Here is a 19855-nt window from a genome sequence, read left to right as displayed (position 1 = left end):
GGAATAACGTAATAATGAATAATTTAACTTGTTTTAAGGCCTACGACATTCGCGGCAGGCTGGGCGAAGAGCTCAATGAAGATATCGCGTGGCGGATTGGCCGCGCCTACGGCGAATATTTAAAACCGAAAACCATCGTGCTGGGCGGCGACGTGCGCCTGACCAGCGAGGCGCTGAAGCTGGCGCTGGCAAAAGGGTTACAGGACGCGGGCGTCGACGTGCTGGATATCGGTATGTCCGGCACCGAAGAGATTTACTTCGCCACCTTCCACCTCGGCGTGGACGGCGGTATTGAGGTGACCGCCAGCCATAACCCGATGGACTACAACGGTATGAAGCTGGTGCGCGAGGGCGCCCGCCCGATAAGCGGCGACACCGGTCTGCGCGACGTTCAGCGTCTGGCAGAAGCGGGCGACTTCCCGCCGGTGAACGAGGCCGCGCGCGGCAGCTACAGACAAATCAGCCTGCGCGACGCCTACATCGACCACCTGCTCGGCTATATCAGTGTTAACAATCTCACCCCGCTGAAGTTGGTGGTGAATTCCGGCAATGGGGCGGCGGGGCCGGTCATTGACGCCATCGAAGCGCGTCTGAAGGCGCTGGGCGCGCCGGTGGAGTTCATCAAAATCCACAACACCCCGGACGGCACCTTCCCGAACGGCATTCCCAACCCGTTGCTGCCGGAGTGTCGCGACGACACCCGCAAGGCCGTTATTGAACACGGGGCGGACATGGGCATCGCCTTTGACGGCGACTTCGACCGCTGCTTCCTGTTCGATGAGAAAGGGCAGTTTATCGAGGGGTACTACATCGTCGGGCTGCTGGCGGAAGCGTTTCTGGAAAAACACCCGGGGGCGAAGATTATCCACGACCCGCGCCTGACCTGGAACACGGAGGCAGTGGTGGCGGCGGCGGGCGGGACGCCGGTGATGTCAAAAACCGGGCACGCCTTTATCAAGGAGCGGATGCGTACGGAGGATGCCATTTATGGCGGGGAAATGAGCGCGCATCACTATTTTCGTGATTTTGCCTACTGCGACAGCGGGATGATCCCGTGGCTGCTGGTAGCGGAGCTGGTGTGCCTGAAGAGACAGTCGCTGGGTGAACTGGTCTGCGACCGGATGGCGGCGTTCCCGGCGAGCGGGGAAATCAACAGCAGGCTGGCGGAGCCGGCGGCAGCCATTGCGCGGGTGGAAGCGCACTTTGCGGAAGAGGCGCAGGCGGTGGATCGCACGGACGGTCTCAGCATGTCATTCCCGGACTGGCGTTTCAACCTGCGCTCGTCGAACACCGAACCGGTGGTGCGCCTGAATGTGGAATCACGCGGCGATATTCCGCTGATGGAAGCGCGAACGAAAGAAATTCTTCAGCTACTCAATTCATAAAAAGCAGCCCTTCTTTATGGAGGGCTAACTTTTCGGATATTCTCTAACCAATTCGTAGTATAAAGCCAATAAATATTAAGTGTGTTTGATTGTTGTTGGTTTCCATTTCTAATAGATATAAGGCTTTCGCTATGTTCTTTTCGGACAGTATAAATAATCATTGATATAATTATTTATTTTACCTTCCTGGTAATATTAATTATTATGGGGCTAATAATAATTGATGTAATCCTGTAACTTCCCACGAATATTTATTTACTTTAAGTTTACATCCGGAAAGTAAAAATGCGAACTATAAAAGCGATTAACAACTTTAAAGTTGATTTATTTATTACTTTTTTTCTTATTGCGCTAGGATTTTATCTTCGAACTATATTTGTCTCTAAGATGGGCGCTGATTTAACAGGTGTGATGTTGTTATTTACACAACTGACTGCTTATTTAAATCTCGCCGAGCTTGGCATAGGGGTAGCTGCGGCAAGCCTTTTATACAAGCCGCTGAGTGAGGGGGATTATGCAAAAATAAAATACTTAACTTTATTGCTGTCTACAATCTATAGATATATCTCGTTTTTAGTTTTATTGATAGGTATAGTAATTGGCTTTGGTATTTACTTTTTCATCGATTCTGTTAATGCAGTAAGTCACGTTTTTATTTATTGGGCATTTTTTGTAATAAATACATCTTTAACTTATTCTTATGCAAAGCATTCAACTCTATTAACTGCAAATCAGCAATATTCAGTAGTCCGTAAAATACAGGGTGGCGGGAAAATATTAATTATTGCGCTGCAAATATTGCTATTAGTCACCACACATAATTTCTTACTCTATTTGCTCGTTGAAACTATTGGCGTGATAGTACAGTATTTTATATTTAAAAATATTATTAATAACGACATCCATTTTAAGGTAGTTCCACAATCTATTAGCGATGATGAAAAAACAACATTAAAAAATGAATTAAAAATAAAAATAAAAAACATGTTTTTTCATAAGATTGGTGGTGTGTTAGTTTTAAATACTGATTATTTGCTAGTTTCAAAATTTCTTAATTTAAGCTACGTCACGATTTATGGAAGTTATATGATGGTCTTCCAGGTTGTGACTGTGCTTATGTCCAGTTTTGTTAATGCTATTACAGCTAGTGTGGGTAATTTTTTAATCAATCAAAATGATGATGAAGTTACCAGTATTGCAAAGCAATTTAACACAGTATTTATAGCATTGGCTACCTTCATTTCTTTGAATATGTATTTTTTGGTTAATGACTTTATTACCAGCTGGATAGGCGAAAAATTCATACTAGGTAATGGTATTGTTATATTAATGCTTGTTAATGTATTTATAAGTGTCATTAGAATTCCTTGTGATATTTTTAAAAACGCAACTGGTTTTTTTGGGGATGTATATTATCCTTTGCTTGAGGGAGTGGTTAATTTATTTTTTTCCGCGCTCCTGGCTTTTTATATTGGTCTTCCCGGTATTATTATTGGCACGATTATATCTAATGTATTAATTACATTAATTGCAAAGCCATTATATCTATATGGTAAAATGTTTGGTAGATTTAATGCATTAAAAAAGTACTTGTCATTTGTACTGAAACCTTTAATATTCTCATTTGTTATTTTTGCTGTTTTTTATTTTACAAGAGAACAAATAATTTTCTTTAAAGTTTCCAACTGGTTTGACTTTATAAGTAAGCTTACTATTGTATCGCTGGTAAGTATGATTATAGTTTTTGCGGTTTTTTATGCAGATGCTAACTTTAGGTCTTTTGTTAAAAGAATTTTACGCGTGGTATTTTAAGTTAACCAAGCGGGAAAATATCCGCCGAACCACAATGTGCTATTAATGGACAAGTATTTAATATGCTTTACGCTGTAAAATTTGTAGCACATAATGGTGAAATATATGTAACTTCCACACCTGACAGGAGTATGTAATGTCCAAGCAACAGATCGGCGTCGTCGGTATGGCAGTGATGGGGCGCAACCTCGCGCTCAACATCGAAAGCCGTGGTTATACCGTCTCCGTTTTCAACCGCTCCCGTGAAAAGACCGAAGAAGTGATTGCCGAGAATCCCGGCAAAAAGCTGGTGCCTTATTACACGGTGAAAGAGTTTGTTGAATCCCTCGAAACGCCTCGTCGTATCCTGTTAATGGTGAAAGCGGGCGCAGGTACTGATGCAGCTATCGATTCGCTGAAACCGTATCTGGAAAAAGGCGATATCATTATTGATGGCGGTAACACCTTCTTCCAGGACACAATCCGTCGCAATCGCGAGCTGTCTGCGGAAGGTTTTAACTTTATCGGTACCGGTGTTTCCGGTGGTGAAGAGGGCGCGCTGAAAGGGCCATCTATCATGCCTGGCGGTCAGAAAGATGCCTATGAACTGGTGGCGCCGATCCTGACGAAGATTGCTGCTGTGGCAGAAGATGGCGAACCGTGCGTGACCTATATCGGCGCCGATGGTGCTGGTCACTACGTCAAGATGGTCCACAATGGTATTGAATATGGCGATATGCAGCTTATCGCTGAAGCTTACTCCCTGCTGAAAGGCGGCCTGAATCTCAGCAATGAAGAGTTGGCGAACACTTTTACTGAGTGGAATAACGGCGAGCTGAGCAGCTATCTGATCGACATCACTAAAGACATCTTCACTAAAAAAGATGAAGACGGAAACTACCTGGTGGATGTCATTCTTGATGAAGCCGCCAACAAAGGGACCGGTAAATGGACCAGCCAGAGCGCGCTGGATCTGGGTGAACCGCTGTCGCTGATTACCGAATCCGTCTTTGCGCGTTACATCTCTTCGTTGAAAGCGCAACGTGTTGCCGCATCTAAAGTGCTCTCCGGGCCGAAAGCGCAGCCGGCAGGCGACAAAGCTGAATTTATCGAGAAAGTGCGTCGCGCGCTGTATCTTGGCAAGATCGTCTCCTATGCGCAGGGCTTCTCGCAGCTACGCGCCGCGTCTGATGAATATCACTGGGATCTCAACTACGGCGAGATTGCTAAGATTTTCCGTGCGGGCTGTATCATTCGCGCTCAGTTTCTGCAGAAGATCACTGATGCTTACGCAGAAAACGCCGGTATCGCTAACTTGCTGTTAGCGCCTTACTTCAAGAAAATTGCTGATGAGTACCAGCAGGCGCTGCGTGATGTCGTGGCTTACGCGGTGCAGAACGGCATTCCGGTGCCGACATTCTCTGCGGCAGTGGCCTACTATGACAGCTATCGCGCCGCAGTACTGCCAGCTAACTTAATTCAGGCGCAGCGTGACTACTTTGGTGCGCACACCTATAAACGTACTGATAAAGAAGGCATTTTCCATACCGAATGGTTGGAATAATTTCTGCAAAAATGTTTAAGCCCGGTTTAATACCGGGCTTTTTTTTTATCTCTATTCTTATTGATTTATCGCTTTTGCTTAATATTAACTTAATAATCTGTGTTTATCGTAATGAAGATAATCTGAATTGTTTTCGTCTGCGTTGCACTTTATATACTCAGGCGTTAAAACTTTAATATCTTATCAGGATGCGAAATACATCATGATTCATAATTAAGTTAATTCTGAGAGCGAATAATGAAAATCACGATATCCGGGACGGGTTATGTTGGCTTGTCTAATGGTTTGCTTATTGCACAACATCATGATGTGGTGGCGTTAGACATTGTTCCTTCCCGTGTTGAACTGTTAAATGATCGGATATCTCCGATTGTTGATAAAGAAATTCAGCAATTTTTAAAGGAAGATAACATCAGATTCAGGGCAACGCTGGATAAGTTTGATGCGTACCAGAATGCAGATTACGTCATCATTGCTACGCCTACGGATTACGATCCCAAAACCAACTATTTTAATACGTCCAGTGTGGAATCGGTCATTCAGGATGTGATCAGCATCAACCCCGCAGCCGTGATGATTATTAAGTCTACGGTGCCGGTTGGCTTCACGGCGGCAATGCGTCAGAAGTTTGCGACAGAAAATATCATTTTCTCTCCGGAGTTTTTACGTGAAGGTAAAGCCCTTTACGATAACCTTTATCCCTCCCGTATCGTGATTGGGGAACAGTCTGAGCGCGCCAGAGAATTTGCCGCATTACTCCAGGAAGGCGCTATTAAACAGGAGATTCCAACGCTGTTTACGGACTCCACTGAGGCGGAAGCTATTAAACTTTTCGCCAATACTTATCTCGCTATGCGAGTCGCTTATTTTAATGAATTAGACAGCTATGCTGAAACGTTAGGATTAAATACCCGACAAATTATTGAAGGGGTGTGCCTCGACCCGCGTATTGGCAATCATTATAATAATCCCTCTTTTGGTTATGGCGGATATTGTTTGCCAAAAGATACCAAACAGTTGCTGGCCAATTATCAGTCGGTGCCTAATAATATTATCTCCGCTATCGTTGAAGCAAACCGTACGCGTAAAGATTTTATTGCCGACGCTATCCTCGCCAGAAAGCCTAAAGTGGTGGGCATTTATCGCCTGATTATGAAGAGTGGCTCCGATAACTTCCGCGCCTCATCGATTCAGGGGATTATGAAGCGCATTAAAGCGAAAGGCGTAGAGGTCATCATCTATGAGCCGGTAATGGAAGAAGATACTTTCTTTAACTCACGTCTTGAACGTGATTTGCACTGCTTTAAACAGCAGGCGGATGTCATTATTTCCAACAGGATGGCGGCAGAGCTTTTGGATGTCGCTGAAAAAGTGTATACCCGCGATCTTTTCGGTAGTGATTAATAAGGCAATCGGGGCTGATGAGTCCCGATGATTTATTGACCAAATGGAAATAATGTCTGATTTTTATCATTAATCCTATGGCATATATTTGCTTTATGGCTACACTGTCTCCAGCTTCATCCTTTTTTTAGTTAGGGTATCTATGACAGTGGATAGTAATACGTCTTCCGGGCGTGGGAACGATCCGGAACAGATTGATTTGATTGAGTTATTGCTACAGTTATGGCGTGGGAAGATGACCATTATTGTAGCCGTTATTATCGCCATTTTGCTGGCTGTAGGCTACCTGATGATAGCCAAAGAAAAATGGACATCCACGGCGATTATTACCCAACCTGATGCCGCGCAGGTTGCCACCTATACCAACGCGCTCAACGTCTTGTATGGTGGGAATGCCCCCAAAATCTCTGAAGTGCAGGCGAATTTTATAAGCCGCTTTAGCTCTGCGTTTTCCGCATTATCGGAAGTGCTGGATAATCAGAAAGAGCGGGAAAAGCTTACCATTGAACAGTCGGTAAAAGGGCAGGCGCTGCCACTCTCGGTTTCTTATGTGAGTACTACCGCTGAAGGGGCGCAGCGTCGGCTGGCGGAATATATCCAACAGGTGGATGAAGAGGTCGCTAAGGAACTGGAAGTTGACCTGAAAGATAACATCACGCTGCAAACCAAAACGTTGCAGGAGTCCCTTGAGACGCAGGAAGTTGTGGCGCAGGAGCAAAAAGATCTGCGTATTAAGCAAATCGAAGAAGCGTTGCGCTATGCGGATGAGGCCAAAATCACGCAGCCGCAGATTCAGCAAACCCAGGATGTTACCCAGGACACGATGTTCCTGCTGGGGAGCGATGCGCTAAAATCGATGATACAGAACGAAGCGACGCGTCCACTGGTCTTTTCTCCGGCCTATTACCAGACGAAGCAGACACTGCTGGACATTAAAAATCTGAAAGTGACTGCCGATACGGTGCACGTCTATCGTTATGTGATGAAGCCGACGCTGCCGGTCCGTCGCGATAGCCCGAAAAAAGCCATTACTCTTGTGCTAGCTGTATTGCTGGGTGGGATGATCGGTGCCGGGATTGTGCTGGGACGCAATGCGCTACGTAGCTATAAGCCAAAAGCCTTGTAAGCTTCTTTGCCGGATGGTGGTCGGCTACGACAGGTAAAATTTCTCATTAAAAAACCGGGCATTGCCCGGTTTTTTTACGCTTATTGATGACGCTTACGAAGATTGTCGATCACGGTGGTGAGGTTGAGATCCTGATCCTGCAACAGCACCAGCAGGTGGTACATCAAATCAGACGCTTCATTGGTTAATTCAAAACGATCATTGACGGTGGCCGCCAGCGCGGTTTCCACACCTTCTTCGCCAACTTTTTGCGCAATACGTTTAGTACCGCTGGCGTACAGTTTCGCCGTGTAAGAGCTGGCCGGATCGGCGGTTTTGCGCTCTGCCAGTAGCTGCTCCAGTTGATACAGGAATAACCACTGATGGCTGGCGTCGCCAAAGCAGCTGCTGGTACCTTTGTGGCAGGTCGGCCCGACAGGATTTGCCAGCACCAGCAGTGTATCGTTGTCGCAATCCGGCGCAATGCTGACGACATTCAGCACATGGCCTGAGGTTTCGCCTTTGGTCCATAAACGCTGTTTCGTGCGTGAGAAGAACGTGACATGGCCGGATTCAATGGTTTTGTCCAGCGCTTGTGGGTTCATATAGCCCAGCATCAATACTTCGCCGGATACCGCATGTTGCACGATGGCTGGCATCAGGCCATCGGTTTTTTCCCAGTCCAGCTCGCGGCGTTGTTGCTCTGTTAACATATCCTGATCTCCACGCCCTGGCCTGCCAGGTACGCTTTTAATTCGCCAATATTGATGATTTGCTTGTGAAAAACGGAGGCGGCAAGCGCGCCGTCGACATCGGCATCACGGAATGCCTCAAGAAAGTGTTCCATCGTGCCCGCGCCGCCGGAGGCGATCAGCGGCACGCGGCAAACGTCACGGACTTTTTGCAACTGCGTCAGATCGTAACCGTTACGCACGCCGTCCTGGTTCATCATATTCAGGACGATTTCCCCCGCGCCGCGCTGTTGTACCTCTTGCACCCAGTCCAGCGTCTCCCACTGCGTCACGCGGGTACGGTTTTCATCGCCGGTATACTGGTTAACATGATATTTCCCCGTGGCGTCGTCAAACCAGGTATCAATCCCGACGACAATGCACTGTACGCCAAAACGGTCAGCCAGACGGGTAATCAGCGTTGGGTCAGCCAGCGCCGGGGAGTTGATAGAGATCTTATCCGCCCCGAAAGAAAGAATTTTGGCGGCGTCGTCAATTGACCGGATACCGCCCGCTACACAAAACGGAATGTCGATCACCTCGGCAACGCGCGCCACCCAGCTTTTATCGACTACGCGACCATCGCTGGAGGCGGTAATGTCATAGAACACCAGTTCGTCCGCGCCTTCGTCGGCATAGCGTTTGGCCAGCGGAACGATATCGCCAATGATCTCATGGTTGCGAAACTGTACGCCTTTCACCACCTGACCATCACGAACATCCAGACACGGAATTATACGTTTTGCCAGCATTGGATGGCCTCCTTAACGGTAAATTTCCCTTCCAACAGCGCGCGTCCGACAATCACGCCGCGCACGCCGGTGCCGCGCAGGGCGGCAATATCATCGATATCGCCAATACCGCCGGAGGATTGAAAGGCGATCTGCGGATATCTGGCGCATACCTCTTCGTACAGCGAAACGTTAGAGCCCGCCAGCGTGCCGTCGCGAGAAATATCGGTACACAGTACATGTTTCAGGCCGACGGGGAGATAGGTCTCCACCAGTTGTTCCAGCGAGACACCGGAATTTTCCTGCCAGCCGCTAACCGCCACCTGCTTGGTGCCGTGTTCGTCTATGCGAACGTCCAGCGCCAGCACCAGCGCCTGCGCGCCAAAACGTTCAAACCAGCCTTTCACCACGTCAGGGGATTTCACCGCCGTTGAACCGATGACCACACGGGCAACGCCAGCTTTCAGTAATGCCGCAACGTCTTCTTCGGTACGCACGCCGCCGCCGACCTGAACAGGCACGTTCACGCCCGCGACCAGGGTTTTAATCAGCGGTATCTGTCGCTTAGCCGGATCTTTAGCGCCGGTCAGATCTACCAGATGCAGCACCCCGGCGCCCTGGGCGGCGTAATCCTGCAAACGGGGCAGGGGATCGTTACCGTAATCCCGCTGCCGGGCGTAGTCGCCCTGGTGGAGACGCACCACGGTGCCGTCAATTAAATCTAATGCCGGAATAATCATTACATCTCCAGGAAGTTTTTCAGCAACTGTGCGCCCGCCGCGCCCGAACGTTCCGGATGGAACTGTACGCCGAAGAAATTATCTTTCTGTACCGCCGCGGTAAACGGCTCGCCGTAATTGCACTGGGCGATAGTCCACGGGTTGACCGGCATCGCGTAGCTGTGAACAAAGTAAAAATAGGCGCCATCTTCAATGCCCTGAAACAGCCGGTTGCCCGCCTGCGGATACACGCGATTCCAGCCCATGTGCGGCAGCGGCAGACCAAAGTCGGTCATTTTCGGCACGTCTTGTTCGATAATGTTCAGCAGATCCACGCCGCGCGTCTCTTCGCTGCGACGACCCAGCAGTTGCATCCCTAAGCAGATACCCAGTACCGGCTGAGTACACGCTTTAATTAAGTCGATCAGTTCACGTTCGCGCAGTTGATCCATAGCGGCCTGCGCCGTGCCGACGCCGGGCAGAAAGAGTTTGTCAGCGCGTAATACGATTTCCGCTTCGCGGCTGACCACCGGGGTGTAACCGTGGCGCGCCACGGCGGATTTTACCGAGCTTAAATTGGCGCAGCCGGTGTCAAGGATGACGACGTTCATCACAGCACTCCTTTCGAGGACGGTAATGTATCGCCCTCCACGCGAATAGCCTGGCGTAGCGTCCGACCAAAGGCTTTAAACAAACTTTCGACACGGTGGTGATCGTTTTTACCTTTAGTCTTGAGATGCAGAGTGACGCCCATAGTGTAAGAGAGTGAGCGGAAAAAGTGTTCAATCATCTCTGTGCTCAAATCGCCCACACGTTGGTAGGTAAATTCAGCTTTATATTCCAGATGCGGACGACCGGAAATATCCAGCGCGCAGCGCGCCAGACATTCATCCATCGGCAGTACAAAGCCAAAACGACAGATACCGCGTTTGTCGCCAAGTGCCAGTTTTAATGCCTCACCGAGCGCCAGTCCGGTATCTTCTACCGTGTGGTGATCGTCGATATAGAGATCGCCCTTAACGGTAATCTCCATGCGAAAGCCGCCGTGGGTGGCGATTTGATCGAGCATATGGTCAAAGAAGCCGACGCCGGTATTAATCTTGCTGTTGCCTTCGCGATCCAGCCAGACGCTGACATCAATCTGTGTCTCTTTGGTGTTGCGGACCACATGCGCATAGCGATCGCGTTTCGTTAGCTGTTCGCCAATCATCGTCCAGTTCAGCGTTTCACGGTGATAGCGTAAACCAGTAATGCCCATATTATCAGCGAGCTGGATATCGGTTGCACGATCGCCAATCACATAGCTGTTGGCGCTATCCATCGCTTGTTCCGCAAGATAACGCTCCACCAGCTTCACTTTGGGCTTGCGGCAGTCGCAGTCGTCTGCGGGCAGGTGAGGGCAGATCAGTACCTCATCAAAGCATACGCCCTGAGAAGTGAAAATCTGCATCATCAGGTTGTGCGGTCCGTCGAAGTCCGCCTGCGGGAAGCTTTGCGTGCCAAGTCCATCCTGGTTAGTGATCATCACCAGCTTAAAACCGGCTTTTTGCAGCTTCAGCAATACGGGAATCACCTCTGGCTCAAAGGCCAGTTTATCAAAGCGGTCTACCTGAAAATCGCTCGGCGGTTCGGAAATCAAGGTTCCGTCCCGGTCGATGAAAAGATACTTCTGACTCATACTGGCTCCGCACGTAAGGCGTCAATGACGCGCTGGTTTTCCTGGCGGGTGCCGACCGTAATCCGCAGGCAGCCGCTTAAAGAAGGTTGTTTATTCTGATCGCGTAAGATAATGCCCTGATCCCATAAGGATTTAAACACGCTGCTGGAGGCGGTAAACCGCGCCAGAATATAGTTGGTTTCAGAGTCAAAGACGTGTTCTACGCAGGCGGTCTGTTGCAGGGCATTCACCAGATACTGACGTTCCTGCACTGTCTGCGCCACGCGATCGCGCATTGCGTTTATTCCCTGCGGGCTCAGCGCCTGGGCGGCGATATCCGCCACTGGCGTAGAAAGCGGATAAGGGGCGATCACTTTTAACAGCAGGTTGATCACCTCTTCATTAGCCAGCGTAAAGCCGCAGCGCAGACCCGCCAGCGCAAAAGCTTTCGACAATGTGCGCAGGATAACCAGATGAGGATATTCAACCAGCCAGCCTGTCAGCGTGGCCTGCGGGCAAAACTCAATATAAGCTTCGTCGGCGACGACTATCGCTTTACCGCGTGTCAACTCCAGCAGCGTGCGTAGATCCTGCGGGTTGATAAGTTGCCCGGTGGGGTTATTGGGGCTACAAACGAACACCACTTTTGCGCCGTCAAGGTTGTCGGAAATCCCCTGTAGATCCAGCTGCCAGTTTTCAAGCGCGGGAACCGTCCGGCGCTCTACGCCAATGGTTTCGGCGCTGACGCTGTACATACCGTAAGTGGGCGGACAGTAGAGAATGGCGTCTTTCCCCGGTTCGCAGAAGGCGCGGATCACCAGTTCGATCCCTTCATCCGCGCCGCGGCTGACCAGCACCTGCTCCGGCTTTACGCCAGCATATTGCGCGTAGTTTTCAATCACGGCCTTTGGCTGGCATTCCGGGTAGCGGTTAAGCGTTTGTTGGGTGAGCTGAAACTCCACCGCTGTCGGGAATTCATTCGCGTTCAGCCAGACATCGCCGTTACCGCCCAGACGGCGGGCGGACTGATACGGTACCAGGTTGCGGACATTTTCACGGGCTAAGTCAGCGACGCTGAGAGTGTTTTCAGTGCTCATGCTTGCTCCTTGAGGGCGTTTACGCGCAGGGTCACGGCATTTTTATGGGCGGTCAGACGTTCTGCCGCCGCCAATGTTTCAATGGTTGATGCCAGAGCGGAAAAGCCCGCTTTCGACAGTTCCTGAACGGTCATCCGTTTCTGGAAATCCGCTAACCCAAGGCTGGAACAGGTAGCAGTATAGCCATAGGTCGGTAAAACATGGTTGGTTCCGGAAGCGTAATCACCGGCGGATTCCGGCGACCAGTCGCCGAGAAATACCGAACCTGCGCTGGTAATCGCATCCACCAAATCGCGCGCATTGCGCGTCTGGATAATTAAGTGTTCCGGCCCATACTGATTAGAGATGGCGACGCACTGCGCTAAATCTTTGGTCACAATCAGACGACTGGCGCTCAGGGCCTGCCGGGCGGTGTCCGCGCGCGGCAGTTCCGCCAGTTGACGTTCTACCGCCTCCGCCACCTTGCGGGCAATGTCAGCATCCGGCGTCAGCAGGATCACCTGGGAATCCGGGCCGTGCTCAGCCTGGGAGAGCAGGTCAGAAGCGACGAAATCCGGTGTTGCGCCGCTGTCGGCGATCACCAGCACTTCAGACGGCCCGGCTGGCATATCGATAGCCGCGCCGTCGAGACGCTGGCTGACCTGACGCTTGGCTTCGGTTACAAAGGCGTTGCCGGGGCCAAAAATTTTATCCACTTTCGGTACGGACTCGCTGCCGAAGGCCAGAGCGGCAATCGCCTGCGCGCCGCCGACGTTAAAGATTTCCTGCACGCCACACAGTTGTGCCGCATAGAGGATTTCATCAGCGATGGGCGGTGGCGAGCACAGAACCACCTTCTGGCATCCTGCAATGCGCGCCGGCGTCGCCAGCATCAGCACCGTTGAGAAGAGCGGAGCCGAGCCGCCGGGAATATACAGACCGACAGACGCGACGGGACGCGTAACCTGCTGGCAACGCACGCCTGGCTGGGTTTCCACATCTACAGGCGGTAGCGTCTGCGCGGAATGGAACGTTTCAATATTTTTGACGGCAGCGGCCATCGCCTGTTTTAATTCGTCGCTCAGACGCGCGCCGGCGGCGGCGATCTCTTCAGGGGTGACGCGTAGCGCTGTCACTTCTGTTTTATCAAATTTAGCGCTGTATTCACGCAGGGCATCGTCACCGCGCGTTTTTACATTATCCAGAATATCGCTGACCGTCCGGGTAATACTGTCAGAGGCGGAAATCGCCGGACGCGTCAGCAGCGCACGCTGCTGTTCAGGGCTACAGCTGTTCCAGTCAATCAGGGTATTGAAGCTCATGGTCTTTACTCCATCACAGGGTTCCGCCTTATCCGGCCTACAGAACCCAAAATATCAACGCATTACGTAGGCCTGATAAGCGCAGCGCCATCAGGCGTCAGATCACTCCATCATCTTCTCGATCGGCAGTACCAGAATCGAGCTGGCGCCAAGCGCTTTCAGTTTCTCCATGGTTTCCCAGAACAACGTTTCGCTGCTGACCATGTGCATCGCCACGCGCTGTTGCTCGCCCGCCAGCGGCAGAATTGTCGGCCTTTCAGCGCCTGGCAGCAGGGCGATAACCTCTTCCAGGCGTTCACTTGGCGCGTGCATCATGATGTATTTCGATTCGCGCGCCTGAATCACGCCCTGAATACGGGTCAGCAATTTATCGATCAGCTGCTGCTTGCTCTGTGCCATCTCACCGTCGCGCTGAATCAGACAGGCTTTAGAGCGGTAGATAACTTCGACTTCACGCAGGCCGTTAGCTTCAAGCGTCGCGCCGGTAGAGACCAAATCGCAGATAGCGTCGGCCAGCCCCGCGCGCGGCGCGACTTCGACAGAACCATTTAACAGACACGATTTAAAAGAGACGCCTTTCTGGTCGAGGTAGCGTTTGAGGAGGTGCGGATAAGAGGTAGCGATACGTTTACCGTCCAGCGCGGCCGGGCCGTCCCAGGCTTCGTCAACCGGCGTTGCCAGTGATAAACGGCAGCCGCCGAAGTCAAGACGGCGCAGGGTTAAATAGCGTGGATCTTCGCCCTGCGCGCGGCGGTTGAGTAGCTCTTCTTCCAGCACGTTTTCGCCGATAATGCCGAGATCGACCACGCCATCCATCACCAGACCCGGAATGTCATCATCACGCACGCGCAGGATATCAATCGGCATGTTTTCCGCCATCGCAATCAGGCGCTGAGTGTGTAAATTAATTTTTATGCCGCAGCGGGCCAGCAATTCTCGTGAATCATCGCTTAAACGGCCTGATTTCTGAATAGCTATGCGTAAGCGGGTGTTGTCTAACATTCTGCGTTCCTCTTTATCCTGTCTGAACCGGTCTGTATCGCGCGCCAAAAAAAAAGCCCCCGGAAGATGATCTTCCGGGGGCTTTCTCATGCGTTCATGCACCACTGGAAGATCTGAATGTCTTCCAGCACACATCGCCTGAAAGACTAGTCAGGATGATGGTGATGATGGTGGTGTTTAAATTGAACGCGTGTCATAAAAATTCCGATGAATGCTTATTCATTTGATACCTTTTAACCTAAACCACTTTTACGCCTTAAAGCAAGCGCTTTTTTCATTTCGCATTTATAGTATGAATTGTCAGTCACGGCGGGCTGGCGTAGCCTTATGTATAAAGCGTTAAAGTCAGGAGAAAATGGATGAAAAAGGTCGCAATTGTCGGTTTAGGTTGGTTAGGCATGCCGCTGGCAATGTCGCTGGCAGCGAGAGGCTGGCAGGTTACCGGCAGCAAAACCACCCTTGACGGGGTGGAAGCGGCCCGTATGAGTGGAATTGAAAGCTATCCGCTGCGTCTGGAGCCGGAGCTGGTCTGTGAGGCGGACGATCTTGACGCTCTGCTGGATGTCGATGCGCTGGTGATAACACTGCCCGCGCGCCGTAGCGGTCCAGGAGAGGATTTTTATCTGCAGGCGATGCAGGAGCTGGTCGACAGCGCGCTGGCTTATCGTATCCCGCGTATTATTTTTACCAGTTCGACGTCTGTTTACGGCGATGCGCAAGGCGTGGTGAAAGAGAATACGCCGCGTAATCCGGTCACGGCCAGCGGGCGTACCCTGAAGGAACTGGAAGATTGGCTGCATAATCTGCCGGGCACGTCAGTAGATATTCTGCGGCTGGCGGGGTTGGTCGGGCCTGGACGCCATCCCGGTCGTTTCTTTGCCGGAAAAACCGCGCCGGATGGTCAACACGGGGTCAATCTGGTGCATCTTGAAGACGTGGTTGGCGCAATTACCCTCTTGCTACAGGCGCCGAAAGGAGGGCACATCTATAATATATGTGCGCCGGCGCATCCAGCCCGCAACGTGTTTTATCCGCAAATGACGCGCTTGCTGGGAATGGCGCCGCCGCATTTTCGTGACGCACCGGACAACGGCAAAGGGAAGATTATCGACGGTAGCCGGATTTGTAATGAGCTGGGATTTGAATATCAATATCCCGATCCGCTGGTGATGCCGATGGAGTGAGTCGCTGTCCAGCAGGTGGTCGCCATATAGCGCAAGGGGACGAGTATGAAACCACTGCTGGACGTTCTGGTTATTCTTGATGCGTTAGAAAAAGAAGGCAGCTTCGCGGCGGCGTCGGCAAAATTATTTAAAACGCCGTCCGCCCTCAGTTATACCGTTCATAAGCTGGAAAACGATCTTAATATCCAACTGCTCGACCGTAGCGGGCATCGCGCGCGATTTACACGAACCGGTAAGATGCTACTGGAAAAAGGCCGTGAAGTGCTGCACACCGTTCGCGAGCTGGAAAAGCAGGCGATTAAACTGCATGAAGGCTGGGAGAACGAACTGGTCATCGGTGTGGATGATACCTTTCCCTTTTCTCTTCTGGCCCCGCTTATCGACGCTTTTTATCAACGCCACAGCGTGACGCGCCTTAAATTTGTCAATGGCGTTCTCGGCGGTTCATGGGAGACGCTGACGCAGGGAAGGGCGGATATTATTGTTGGCGCCATGCGCGCGCCGCCGCCTGACACCGGCTTTGGCTTTGCAAGACTGGGCGATCTTGAACTGGTGTTTGCTGTCGCTCCGCATCATCCGCTGGTTCATGAAGAGGAACCGCTTAGCCGCCAGACGATCAAACGTTTTCGCGCGATTGTGGTTGGCGATAGCGTCCATTCCTCGCGATCAATAGGGTCTGAACTGCTCGACGCTCAGGAAGCGATTACCGTGTTTGATTTTAAAACCAAGCTGGAGCTGCAAATTAGCGGCCTGGGATGCGGCTATTTACCGCGTTATCTGGCGCAGCGATTTTTGGAAAGCGGCGCGCTTATAGAGAAGAAAGTTGTGGCGCAAATCGTCTATGAACCGGTGTGGGTTGGCTGGAATGAACAGACCGCCGGGCTGGCCAGCGGCTGGTGGCGGGATGAAATTTTAGCAAATAATGCTATTGCTGGGGTGTATGCAAAATCGCCGGTTTAAAAATCAATCGCTTATGAAAAATAATTTTTTGAACGCGCTCGCATTCTCTTGTCATTTCACTTCAATTTAGGGCAGAATACGCCGCTTGCAAAAAATGACACTAACCGACGTTTTAATACGCGTCGGTTATTTTTTTGCTTCAAACACATCATTCAATACCAAGAGGCCGGGCTTCGTACCGGATAGATACTTACTTAAAAATCGACAGTTGTTGTCGCTGAGGAATCCAGAAAATGGGGCAATTTTTTGCTTACGCGACGGCATTCGCCGTAAAGGAGAATGACCATGTCGCATAACGTTACTCCAAACACCTCTCGCGTGGAATTACGTAAAACGCTTACGTTAGTTCCGGTTGTAATGATGGGTCTTGCCTATATGCAGCCGATGACGCTGTTCGATACATTTGGTATCGTTTCAGGCCTCACTGACGGTCACGTACCGACGGCGTATGCATTCGCGTTAATCGCGATTCTGTTTACGGCGTTGAGCTACGGGAAACTGGTGCGTCGCTACCCTTCCGCGGGTTCGGCGTATACCTATGCCCAGAAATCCATCAGCCCGACCGTTGGCTTTATGGTGGGTTGGTCTTCTCTGCTCGATTATCTGTTCGCGCCGATGATCAACATTCTGTTGGCGAAAATTTATTTTGAAGCGCTGGTGCCCTCCATTCCGTCATGGGTGTTTGTTGTGGCGCTGGTGGCCTTTATGACGGCCTTTAACCTGCGCAGCCTCAAATCGGTCGCTAACTTCAACACCGTGATTGTAGTGCTACAGGTGGTGCTGATTGCGGTCATTCTGGGCATGGTGGTTTATGGCGTATTTGAAGGCGAAGGCGCCGGTACGCTGGCGAGCACCCGTCCGTTCTGGTCCGGCGATGCGCACGTTATCCCGATGATTACGGGAGCGACGATCCTGTGCTTCTCCTTTACCGGCTTTGACGGCATCAGTAACCTGTCGGAAGAGACCAAAGATGCTGAGCGCGTGATCCCGCGTGCGATTTTCCTGACCGCGCTGATTGGCGGCCTGATCTTCATCTTTGCAACCTATTTCCTGCAATTGTACTTCCCGGATATCTCTCGCTTTAAAGATCCGGATGCGTCTCAGCCGGAAATCATGCTGTACGTGGCGGGTAAAACCTTCCAGGTGGGCGCGCTGATCTTCTCTACTATCACCGTGCTGGCTTCCGGTATGGCTGCGCATGCAGGCGTAGCGCGCCTGATGTACGTAATGGGGCGCGACGGCGTATTCCCGAAAAGCTTCTTCGGTTACGTTCATCCGAAATGGCGTACGCCAGCGATGAACATCATCCTGGTCGGGGCGATCGCGCTGCTGGCGATTAATTTTGACCTGGTGATGGCGACAGCGCTGATTAACTTTGGTGCGCTGGTCGCGTTTACCTTTGTTAACCTGTCGGTGATTTCGCAGTTCTGGATCCGTGAGAAGCGTAATAAAACGTTGAAAGATCACTTCCAGTATCTGTTCCTGCCGATGTGCGGCGCGCTCACGGTTGGTGCGTTGTGGGTTAACCTGGAAGAGAGCTCAATGGTACTGGGCCTGATCTGGGCGGGTATCGGGCTGATTTATCTGGCGTGCGTAACTAAAAGCTTCCGCAACCCGGTTCCACAGTACGAAGACGTCGCGTAATCGCGCGTATTATCGGCAATAGTAAAACCGGAGGCAGTGCCTCCGGTTTTTTGTTTGTCATCCAGCATGTTTACCGGATGGCGGCGTCACTATTTATCCGCTCTGGATTAACAATGCCCGTCAGGCATTGGTCAATTACACAATCTCGGTTGCGTACTGCCACAGTGATTTCAGCAACCCCAGCTTCGTTTTATCTTCCGCATACTGCTGAGAAAGCATCTGCAATTCATTGGCATACTGTTGTAAAAACTCCGGCGTCAGCACCTGACGGCGATGCTCCAGCCAGCGCTGCTGCTCTGCGTCATCCAGCGTACCGGGAAAATTGCGTGCGCGGTAATTAAACAGCAGCTTCTCAATGCGCTTATCGACAAAGGTAATATCCAGCGCGGGCAGGTTACGCGGCTCGGTTTCGAGTACGATTTTCATGGCTGCGCGATCGGCATCGCTGAAAAAACCATCATAGAGCTGGGCATCAACGTTATCCGAGGCGGCAAAAGGTTCGGCTTCGGCGAAAATCGCCACCACTTTGTCGCGGACCTGCGGGTTTTCACGCAGCACTTTCAGGTTATCCAGGCAGTGCTGGCGGTTAATTCCCAGCCGGTCGGCATCCTCCGGGCGCAAGGTATTCGCCTGCGCCAGTACCGGACATTTATTGATATGCACCAGCTTTACCGGCACTGCGGCGTGATCGCCAAGATCGGCTTTGGCCGTATAAAGCCGCTCGCGAAGGGTATCGCTGTCCAGCTCAAGAAGAGGAGAAATATCGCCTGCTAAATCGACCATGATCACCGCGTTACGGTTTTCAGGATGCCACGCCAGCGGCGCGACCCAGCTTGTATTACCGCGCCACGCGCCAAACATGCCGGAGACATGCACCAGCGGCTTCATTTGCGGGACGTCAATCAGCGCCGCCAGTTTATGTTTACTGCGGTGGCTATAAAGATAATCAAACAGCCGCGGCTGGCGTGTTTTCACCAGTTGCGCCATCGCAATAGTGGCGTAGACATCCGCCATCGCATCATGCGCGTTGCTGTGTTCGATCCCGTTCGCCTGGGTTAAATGTTCCAGACGAAAGCTGGGCAGGCCGTCGTCGTTTTCCGGCCAGTTAATTCCCTCCGGGCGCAGCGCATAACAGGCGCGCATGACATCCAATAGATCCCAACGTGAATTATCATGCTGCCAGCTCCAGGCGTAGGGATCGTAAAAGTTGCGATAAAAAATATTGCGCGTGACTTCATCATCAAAGCGCACATTGTTGTAGCCCACAACGCAGGTTTTAGGAACGGTAAACAGCGCATGAATGCGTCTGGCGAAAGCGGCTTCGTTTTCTCCTTTCTCACGCGCTTCCTGCGGCGTGATGCCGGTAATCAGCACCGCGCCGGGCTGCGGTAGATAATCATCGGCGGGTTTGCAATAAAACACCTCCGGCTCGCCAATAACGTTGAAGTCGTTATCCGTACGGAGCGCGGCGAATTGCGCAGGTCTGTCGAGGGCTGGATGCGTACCGAAGGTTTCGTAATCGTGGAAGAGGAATGTGCTCTGTATGCTGTCGTTTTTAACTGTCACTTGATGTACACGCC

At 51.2% G+C, this 19855-nt stretch carries 19 protein-coding genes and 1 other annotated feature; of the genes, 9 read left to right on the top strand and 10 right to left on the bottom strand.

Translation table 11 applies throughout. The annotated features are described in order from the left end of the window. Positions 1-14: 14 nt before the first annotated feature. From cpsG to wzzB, 5 genes are all read left to right on the top strand, one after another. The gene (gene cpsG / locus J4650_RS05260; protein WP_023993367.1) at positions 15-1385 is read left to right on the top strand and encodes a colanic acid biosynthesis phosphomannomutase CpsG; all 1371 of its coding nucleotides are present in this window, start codon (positions 15-17) and stop codon (positions 1383-1385) included. A gap of 285 nt (positions 1386-1670) precedes the next feature. Beyond that, positions 1671-3197 (top strand): hypothetical protein, encoded by a 1527-nt coding sequence (locus J4650_RS05255; RefSeq protein ID WP_001259152.1) that lies wholly within the window; start codon positions 1671-1673, stop codon positions 3195-3197. Positions 3198-3333: 136 nt separating this feature from the next. Continuing rightward, positions 3334-4740: an NADP-dependent phosphogluconate dehydrogenase gene (gene gndA / locus J4650_RS05250; RefSeq protein WP_000043532.1), complete on the top strand. Its 1407-nt coding sequence runs from the start codon at positions 3334-3336 to the stop codon at positions 4738-4740. Between the two features lie 237 nt (positions 4741-4977). After that, positions 4978-6144 (top strand): UDP-glucose 6-dehydrogenase, encoded by a 1167-nt coding sequence (gene ugd, locus J4650_RS05245; protein ID WP_000704825.1) that lies wholly within the window; start codon positions 4978-4980, stop codon positions 6142-6144. 142 nt (positions 6145-6286) lie between these two features. Then, positions 6287-7270, top strand: a complete 984-nt coding sequence (gene wzzB / locus J4650_RS05240; protein WP_000215259.1) for an LPS O-antigen chain length determinant protein WzzB — start codon at positions 6287-6289, stop codon at positions 7268-7270. Between the two features lie 80 nt (positions 7271-7350). Here the strand turns inward: wzzB and hisIE are convergent, their stop codons facing one another. The 9 genes from hisIE to hisL form a co-directional block, all read right to left on the bottom strand. Beyond that, positions 7351-7962 (bottom strand): bifunctional phosphoribosyl-AMP cyclohydrolase/phosphoribosyl-ATP diphosphatase HisIE, encoded by a 612-nt coding sequence (hisIE, locus tag J4650_RS05235; protein ID WP_000954846.1) that lies wholly within the window; start codon positions 7960-7962, stop codon positions 7351-7353. Beyond that, entirely contained in the window at positions 7956-8732 is a 777-nt protein-coding gene (hisF, locus tag J4650_RS05230) for an imidazole glycerol phosphate synthase subunit HisF (protein WP_023993366.1), read from the bottom strand. Before hisF ends, hisIE begins: the two co-directional genes overlap by 7 nt. Further along, positions 8714-9451: a 1-(5-phosphoribosyl)-5-[(5-phosphoribosylamino)methylideneamino]imidazole-4-carboxamide isomerase gene (gene hisA / locus J4650_RS05225; protein WP_000586409.1), complete on the bottom strand. Its 738-nt coding sequence runs from the start codon at positions 9449-9451 to the stop codon at positions 8714-8716. The genes hisF and hisA overlap by 19 nt, the downstream gene beginning before the upstream one ends. Further along, the gene (gene hisH / locus J4650_RS05220; RefSeq protein ID WP_001103591.1) at positions 9451-10041 is read right to left on the bottom strand and encodes an imidazole glycerol phosphate synthase subunit HisH; all 591 of its coding nucleotides are present in this window, start codon (positions 10039-10041) and stop codon (positions 9451-9453) included. The genes hisA and hisH overlap by 1 nt, the downstream gene beginning before the upstream one ends. Then, positions 10041-11108: a bifunctional histidinol-phosphatase/imidazoleglycerol-phosphate dehydratase HisB gene (gene hisB, locus J4650_RS05215; protein WP_000080044.1), complete on the bottom strand. Its 1068-nt coding sequence runs from the start codon at positions 11106-11108 to the stop codon at positions 10041-10043. The genes hisH and hisB overlap by 1 nt, the downstream gene beginning before the upstream one ends. Then, positions 11105-12184, bottom strand: a complete 1080-nt coding sequence (gene hisC / locus J4650_RS05210; protein WP_000102710.1) for a histidinol-phosphate transaminase — start codon at positions 12182-12184, stop codon at positions 11105-11107. The genes hisB and hisC overlap by 4 nt, the downstream gene beginning before the upstream one ends. Then, positions 12181-13485 (bottom strand): histidinol dehydrogenase, encoded by a 1305-nt coding sequence (gene hisD / locus J4650_RS05205; RefSeq protein ID WP_000009618.1) that lies wholly within the window; start codon positions 13483-13485, stop codon positions 12181-12183. Before hisD ends, hisC begins: the two co-directional genes overlap by 4 nt. A 102-nt stretch (positions 13486-13587) precedes the next feature. Next, complete coding sequence (gene hisG / locus J4650_RS05200) at positions 13588-14487, bottom strand: ATP phosphoribosyltransferase (protein WP_000886604.1); 900 nt, start codon at positions 14485-14487, stop codon at positions 13588-13590. Between the two features lie 47 nt (positions 14488-14534). Further along, positions 14535-14658: a sequence feature (His leader region), on the bottom strand. After that, positions 14634-14684 (bottom strand): his operon leader peptide, encoded by a 51-nt coding sequence (gene hisL, locus J4650_RS05195; RefSeq protein ID WP_001364200.1) that lies wholly within the window; start codon positions 14682-14684, stop codon positions 14634-14636. It overlaps the preceding feature by 25 nt. A 162-nt stretch (positions 14685-14846) precedes the next feature. Here hisL and J4650_RS05190 point away from each other — a divergent pair, with 162 nt between their 5' ends. The 4 genes from J4650_RS05190 (at position 14847) to plaP (ending at position 18275) form a co-directional block, all read left to right on the top strand. Continuing rightward, the gene (locus J4650_RS05190) at positions 14847-15671 is read left to right on the top strand and encodes an SDR family oxidoreductase (protein ID WP_000754712.1); all 825 of its coding nucleotides are present in this window, start codon (positions 14847-14849) and stop codon (positions 15669-15671) included. Between the two features lie 45 nt (positions 15672-15716). Beyond that, on the top strand, positions 15717-16631 hold the full coding sequence (locus J4650_RS05185) for a LysR family transcriptional regulator (protein WP_000803384.1): 915 nt from the start codon (positions 15717-15719) through the stop codon (positions 16629-16631). Positions 16632-16864: 233 nt separating this feature from the next. Next, positions 16865-16927, top strand: a complete 63-nt coding sequence (yoeI, locus tag J4650_RS05180) for a membrane protein YoeI (protein ID WP_096335044.1) — start codon at positions 16865-16867, stop codon at positions 16925-16927. Then, a complete protein-coding gene (gene plaP / locus J4650_RS05175) occupies positions 16917-18275 on the top strand; it encodes a putrescine/proton symporter PlaP (RefSeq protein ID WP_001519005.1) in 1359 nt (452 codons plus the stop codon). The genes yoeI and plaP overlap by 11 nt, the downstream gene beginning before the upstream one ends. A 135-nt stretch (positions 18276-18410) precedes the next feature. On the opposite strand, the gene sbcB is transcribed toward plaP, so the two are convergent. Beyond that, on the bottom strand, positions 18411-19841 hold the full coding sequence (gene sbcB / locus J4650_RS05170; RefSeq protein WP_000216699.1) for an exodeoxyribonuclease I: 1431 nt from the start codon (positions 19839-19841) through the stop codon (positions 18411-18413). Between the last annotated feature and the right edge of the window lie 14 nt (positions 19842-19855).

It is taken from the genome of Salmonella sp. 32120201201600049SM (assembly GCF_017572835.1).
In the GTDB taxonomy this organism is placed as follows: Bacteria; Pseudomonadota; Gammaproteobacteria; order Enterobacterales; family Enterobacteriaceae; genus Salmonella; species Salmonella enterica.
Note: the sequence above shows the minus strand (reverse complement) of the source record. Positions and strands in the feature narration are given on the sequence as shown.

Excerpts from the sequence above, each read along its gene's own strand:
- J4650_RS05255 (WP_001259152.1), top strand. The coding sequence starts at position 1,671 with ATGCGAACTATAAAAGCGATTAACAACTTTAAAGTTGATTTATTTATT.
- J4650_RS05185 (WP_000803384.1), top strand. The coding sequence starts at position 15,717 with ATGAAACCACTGCTGGACGTTCTGGTTATTCTTGATGCGTTAGAAAAA.
- cpsG (WP_023993367.1), top strand. The coding sequence starts at position 15 with ATGAATAATTTAACTTGTTTTAAGGCCTACGACATTCGCGGCAGGCTG.
- hisG (WP_000886604.1), bottom strand. The coding sequence starts at position 14,487 with ATGTTAGACAACACCCGCTTACGCATAGCTATTCAGAAATCAGGCCGT.
- gndA (WP_000043532.1), top strand. The coding sequence starts at position 3,334 with ATGTCCAAGCAACAGATCGGCGTCGTCGGTATGGCAGTGATGGGGCGC.
- hisH (WP_001103591.1), bottom strand. The coding sequence starts at position 10,041 with ATGAACGTCGTCATCCTTGACACCGGCTGCGCCAATTTAAGCTCGGTA.
- wzzB (WP_000215259.1), top strand. The coding sequence starts at position 6,287 with ATGACAGTGGATAGTAATACGTCTTCCGGGCGTGGGAACGATCCGGAA.
- hisIE (WP_000954846.1), bottom strand. The coding sequence starts at position 7,962 with ATGTTAACAGAGCAACAACGCCGCGAGCTGGACTGGGAAAAAACCGAT.
- J4650_RS05190 (WP_000754712.1), top strand. The coding sequence starts at position 14,847 with ATGAAAAAGGTCGCAATTGTCGGTTTAGGTTGGTTAGGCATGCCGCTG.
- hisA (WP_000586409.1), bottom strand. The coding sequence starts at position 9,451 with ATGATTATTCCGGCATTAGATTTAATTGACGGCACCGTGGTGCGTCTC.
- plaP (WP_001519005.1), top strand. The coding sequence starts at position 16,917 with ATGTCGCATAACGTTACTCCAAACACCTCTCGCGTGGAATTACGTAAA.
- hisB (WP_000080044.1), bottom strand. The coding sequence starts at position 11,108 with ATGAGTCAGAAGTATCTTTTCATCGACCGGGACGGAACCTTGATTTCC.
- hisC (WP_000102710.1), bottom strand. The coding sequence starts at position 12,184 with ATGAGCACTGAAAACACTCTCAGCGTCGCTGACTTAGCCCGTGAAAAT.
- hisF (WP_023993366.1), bottom strand. The coding sequence starts at position 8,732 with ATGCTGGCAAAACGTATAATTCCGTGTCTGGATGTTCGTGATGGTCAG.
- ugd (WP_000704825.1), top strand. The coding sequence starts at position 4,978 with ATGAAAATCACGATATCCGGGACGGGTTATGTTGGCTTGTCTAATGGT.
- hisD (WP_000009618.1), bottom strand. The coding sequence starts at position 13,485 with ATGAGCTTCAATACCCTGATTGACTGGAACAGCTGTAGCCCTGAACAG.